Origin of the sequence: Dolichospermum sp. UHCC 0352, assembly GCF_009711925.1 — a bacterium.
Classification (GTDB): Bacteria; Cyanobacteriota; Cyanobacteriia; order Cyanobacteriales; family Nostocaceae; genus Dolichospermum; species Dolichospermum lemmermannii.
The window spans coordinates 1-5,535 of the sequence record NZ_VIKY01000239.1 but is presented as its reverse complement, the minus strand read 5'-3'; the positions used below and the strand labels follow the sequence as shown (position 1 = coordinate 5,535).

Annotated in this window: 3 protein-coding genes; 2 read left to right on the top strand and 1 reads right to left on the bottom strand. The window is 39.4% G+C overall.

The window, feature by feature from the left end; genetic code table 11:
* Positions 1–42: 42 nt before the first annotated feature.
* Complete coding sequence (locus FJR06_RS17470) at positions 43–1,212, bottom strand: RpoD/SigA family RNA polymerase sigma factor (protein WP_015083407.1); 1,170 nt, start codon at positions 1,210–1,212, stop codon at positions 43–45.
* A gap of 1,067 nt (positions 1,213–2,279) precedes the next feature.
* Here FJR06_RS17470 and priA point away from each other — a divergent pair.
* Together priA and FJR06_RS17460 are read left to right on the top strand one after the other, a co-directional pair.
* Positions 2,280–4,748 (top strand): primosomal protein N', encoded by a 2,469-nt coding sequence (gene priA / locus FJR06_RS17465; protein ID WP_168651908.1) that lies wholly within the window; start codon positions 2,280–2,282, stop codon positions 4,746–4,748.
* A gap of 182 nt (positions 4,749–4,930) precedes the next feature.
* Entirely contained in the window at positions 4,931–5,452 is a 522-nt protein-coding gene (locus FJR06_RS17460) for a photosystem I assembly protein Ycf3 (protein WP_168631941.1), read from the top strand.
* Positions 5,453–5,535 lie beyond the last annotated feature (83 nt).

Here is a 5,535-nt window from a genome sequence, read left to right as displayed (position 1 = left end):
ATCTTCCAAATGCTTCGCCCCTACTAACAACTGACTAATGACTCATACCAACCAACCTTTTAAACGCTTGGCTATATGGGGACGACGTAGCTTTCGCATGGCTTTACTTTGGATTTGACGGACTCGTTCGCGGGAAAGGTTAAACATATTCCCCACCTCTTCTAGGGTGCAGGGTTCACTGCTAGTGAGTCCATAGCGGAGGGAAATGACATCTTTTTCCCTGGGGGTAAGTACGTCTCCGAGAACTTCCCAAATCTCCTGACGCATCATGTTTTCGTTCATTTTGGCTTCGGGAGACTGGTTGTCTTCATCTTCTAGCAAATCCATTAATTCTGTGTCTTCTTCTTTACCGACACGGTGGTTAAGGGACAGGGCTTGACGACGCAGTTGTTGAAGTTGACGCAGTTGGTGAACTGTAATTTCCAAAGCTTCGGCCATTTCGGCCTCTGTGGGATTCCGAGCGAGTTTTTGTTTGAGTTCCCGTTGGGCTTTTTTTAGTTTATTAAGTTTCTCAACAATATGGATTGGTAAGCGAATAGTTCGGGCATCATTAGCGATCGCTCTGGTAATTGCTTGTCTAATCCACCAATAAGCATAAGTAGAAAACTTATATCCTTTATCAGGATCAAATTTTTCAGAAGCGCGGTTTAAACCCATTGCTCCTTCTTGAATTAAATCGAGAAAAGGGACACCACGATTTAAATATCGTTTAGCAATAGATACGACTAACCGGAGATTGGAGCGAATCATTTTTCGCTTGGCCACTCTACCTTGATACAAGCGGCTTTCCAGTTGTTTTTCTGTTATCTCTAATTGCGAAGCCACCTGCACCTTACTAGGCTGCGCTCCTAGTTGTAATTCCAAAGCTGCTTGCAATTCTTTGACTTCTTCTAAAAATCTCACCCGTCGCGCTAATTCTACTTCTTCATCAGGTTTGAGTAGGGGATAACGCGCCATTTCCTTAAAAAATGCGCCAACAGCATCATCATTTTCGGTTTTATTATATCCCGAAGGACGGGCTGCGGCCATGTCATCGCCATTGCGCTCTTCTGATGCCAAGTTTTCGACAATTGTAGCATCTTCATATACTACTTGATCTAAACTCTCAATTGATGGTTCTTCATGATCAGTAATATTCTCTAGTATTTCCATTGTTCCCAATTCAGCAAGATTCATAGTTTCCGTTAGAGATGGTTGCTTTGTTTGGTACATAATTTCATGACAACAGCCTCTTTCAGGCTTGGTAGTTTTCCCTTGAGGACAAATACACCCTTCTTCTCTAGCAAAATCTTCTCTTTTTAATCATTCCTCGTCTGGAATGGAAATCAGTATTTGTCCATTATTTTGAGTTATGGCTAGATACGACCTATAATCATTAACGACTTTAGCACTCACAAAAAACTATTTTTTTCAGAAACCCAATAGACATATTCTCTATGCTTTTCTTGATTACTAAATAGGTCAAACCCCCTAAGACTAACTTTAACAAATATCAAAAACATAGAGAAAGAAGCCTATCTATCTATCTTAAATGATCTGGGGAAAAATCAGTTGCTTGTTGCCTGTAGTCTGTACATAGCTTCCGTGTAAAGGTGATAAATCACCGAAAAATGATATATATTAAATTTTCGTGTATTTTTTGCAAAGTTTTCAGGTTTGTCCGGCTGAAATCATCAGAGTAATTGAATAAATCGCCATTTTGGTACTAGAGTTATTTATCTCTCCGAAAATTTACTAAATGATCCAAATTACAAAAATGGTAACTTCTAATCCGGATAATATTTATCGTTTAAAAGCATCTCATATTCAAAAAATATTTAATATCTATCAATAGGTTGAAAAACTCTATGCCTTATTTCGTAGCTCAATCTCATGATTGATTAATAACATAATTTACTAGTTGATCAAGATGTTACAAATCACATAAAAATCTGGAAGTTTAATCACTTAATTACCTACTTACTCATGATTACTCATTACTTCGGCATATTTCTCAAGATAGGTTTTGCAGCTTGAGTATCCCAGTCGGTAAGTCAACAAAGCATTAAAAAATCTGATCAAGACTGTGTAAGCTACTTGCTCAAATTTAAACTTTCAATCTTCAATTATTTATTGCCTAAATTGTAGAAGCTAATTTGTCTAGTAGATTACATAAATTAGAGATTATCAAGGATTATGGGTAATTGAAGTATTGTAAAATACTATTTACACAAAGTAAAACCAAAGGATAGAATTAACGAAGTCTGTGAATACAATATTTGTTTATAAATCGAAAATTTATGTATAGTATTGGTGCAAAATCATCTGTTATCGCTGTAGCTGAACCAGGAGGATCATATCAATCTCCAGCAAAATTACCTGAATGGGTGGAAGTGCTTGTAGACTGTCCAGGATGTTCAGATTTATTTACCTATAAAATCCCAGCACAGTTAGCAATCAAACCAGGAGATATTTTAAGCGTTCCCTTTGGTGCGACACAGGTAGGGGCGATCGCTATTCGCTTATTAACTCAACCGAATCTAGATATTCCCTTAGAAAAAATTCGAGAAGTAGAAGATGTAGTTAGTGAAGGGTTTTTCCCTGCTGGTTATTGGACATTACTCAACCGTGTTGCAGCCTATTACTATACACCTCTAATTTTAGTAATTCGCGTCGCTTTACCACCAGGCTTATTAGGAAGATCACAACGTCGTTTACGCTTGACTTCTCTGGGTAAAAAAAATCTTGCTATTTATATTAGTCCTATAGCCCAGCAAGTAATTACACTTTTAGAAAAAACCCCAACAGCAGACTATAGTTATCACTACATCCAACAAAAAGTTAAAGCCGCATATCGCGGAATTCGGGAATTAATCCGCTTAGGTTTAGCCGAAAATTATTTAGAACCGCCACAACTTACCAAACCTAAATTACAAAAAGCTGTCACACTTCTAGATAATAATCATGACGATTTAACAGCCCGTCAAAAAGAAATTGTGGAAGTTTTGCGACGACGAGGGGGAGAAATATGGCAAAGTGAATTATTACAACTTTGCAGTACCAGCACTTCCACCCTAAAAGCCTTAGCAGATAAAGGCTATATAGTCATTGAGGACAGGGAAATATTACGCAGAGAACAAGGCCCCACAGTAGCCGCAGATTGGGCAAAATCCTTAACACCAGCCCAAAATAACGCCTTAGAAACGATTAATTCCTTAACCGGATTTGCTCAAGTATTGCTACATGGGGTGACAGGTTCAGGAAAAACAGAAGTATACTTACAAGCCATAGCACCATTACTTGAACAAGGAAAATCGGCCCTTGTTTTAGTTCCCGAAATCGGCCTCACACCTCAACTTACAGATAGATTTCGCGCCCGATTTGGTCACAAAGTCCACGTTTATCACAGCGCCCTTTCTGACGGTGAACGTTACGACACCTGGCGACAAATGCTCACAGGAGAGCCGCAAATCATCATCGGGACTCGCAGCGCCATTTTCGCTCCTTTACCCAATCTAGGCTTAATTATCCTGGACGAAGAACACGATAGCAGCTTTAAACAAGATTCTCCTATTCCCACTTACCACGCCCGCACCATCGCTCAATGGCGAGCCGAATTAGCACATTGTCCCCTAATTTTAGGTTCTGCGACTCCCTCTTTAGAAAGTTGGGTAAGTGGAAATCAACTATATTTATCATTACCAGAACGCATTAACTCGCGCCCATTACCACCTGTGGAAATCGTGGATATGCGTCAAGAGTTAAAAGAGGGAAATCGGTCTATTTTTAGTAGAAAGCTGCAAAATGCGCTGCAACAATTAGCAGAAAGACAACAACAGGGAATATTATTTATTCATCGGCGCGGACATAGTACCTTTGTTTCTTGTCGCAGTTGTGGTTATGTGTTGGAATGTCCCCATTGTGATGTATCCCTGGCTTATCATCATGTGGAAGAGGGAGCGCCGGAATTATTGCGCTGTCATTATTGTAATTATGGGCGTTTACATCCTCCCCATTGTCCCGAATGTAGTTCCCCTTATTTAAAGTTTTTTGGCAGCGGTACTCAACGGGTAGCGCAGGAATTAACTAAGCAATTTCCCAATTTGAAAATAATTCGCTTTGATAGTGATACCACCACCACTAAAGGTTCACACCGGAAACTTCTTACCCAGTTTGCTAATGGTGAAGCCCATTTATTAGTAGGGACACAAATGCTGACAAAAGGGTTAGATTTACCCCAAGTTACCCTTGTGGGTGTAGTCGCTGCGGATGGATTATTGCACTTATCTGATTATCGCGCCAATGAACGCACATTTCAAACTTTGACCCAAGTTGCGGGAAGGGCAGGAAGAGGGGATGATCCAGGGAGGGTAATTGTCCAAACCTATACTCCAGAACATCCGATTATTGAAGCAGTGCAAAAACATGATTATCAATCTTTTGCTGATGCAGAGTTAGCACAAAGACAAACTCTGAATTATCCTCCCTATGGGAGATTAATTTTATTACGATTAAGTAGTTTAGATCCCATTCAAGTCCAAAACACAGCCCAAATCATTGCTACATTTTTGAACAATAAAGAAGGATTTGAGATATTGGGACCTGCACCAGCTAGTATTTTACGAGTAGCTAACCGTTATCGTTGGCAAATATTACTCAAGTTTGATCCTGACGCTTTACCAAATTTACCAGATTGGCCAGAAGTGCGAGCGCTTTCTCCTGCTTCTGTCAGTTTAACAATTGATGTAGATCCGATTAATATTATGTAGTCGAATGATTTAAAACGAATCATAAAATCCATTAATTCATCTGCGTTTATCTGCGTTTATCTGCGGTAAATAATTCAGGAAATCTTACTTCATGCAGCTTCATATTAATTTGCAATAACTCAAACCCCCAAAAATTAGTTAAATTAGCGGTATGCTGCCATGAAGAAACCATAGAGACAAATATGCCAAGAACACAGAAAAACGATAACTTTGTTGACAAATCCTTTACCGTGATGGCAGATATCATCCTCAAGATATTGCCAACCAACAGAAAAGCTAAAGAAGCCTTTGTTTATTACCGAGATGGGATGTCCGCACAGGCAGAAGGCGAATACGCTGAAGCTCTAGACTACTATAAAGAAGCCTTAGAAATGGAAGAAGACTCCAATGATCGGAGTTATATTCTCTATAATACGGGCTTAATTTATGCCAGTAACGGTGATCATAATAAGGCTTTAGAGTATTATCATCAGGCCATTGAGTTAAATCCACAATTACCCCAAGCCTTGAATAATATTGCGGTGATTTATCATTTTCAAGGTGAAAGGGCTAAGGAAACCGGAGATCATGACGGTGGAGAGGCATTGTTTGATCAAGCGGCAGATTATTGGATTAGAGCAATTCGCATGGCTCCCAATAACTATATTGAAGCTCAAAACTGGATCAAAACCACCGGGCGATCGCAAATTGACATATTCTTTTAACTTAGTCATTAGTCGGTTATACAATTTTACATGACAACTGACAACTGACAACGGACAACTGTACGGGCGAAGCATTTGGAGAA

Bases quoted from the DNA above. Each gene is read 5' to 3' on its own strand.
- priA (WP_168651908.1), top strand. From the start codon at position 2,280: ATGTATAGTATTGGTGCAAAATCATCTGTTATCGCTGTAGCTGAACCA.
- FJR06_RS17470 (WP_015083407.1), bottom strand. From the start codon at position 1,212: ATGTACCAAACAAAGCAACCATCTCTAACGGAAACTATGAATCTTGCT.
- FJR06_RS17460 (WP_168631941.1), top strand. From the start codon at position 4,931: ATGCCAAGAACACAGAAAAACGATAACTTTGTTGACAAATCCTTTACC.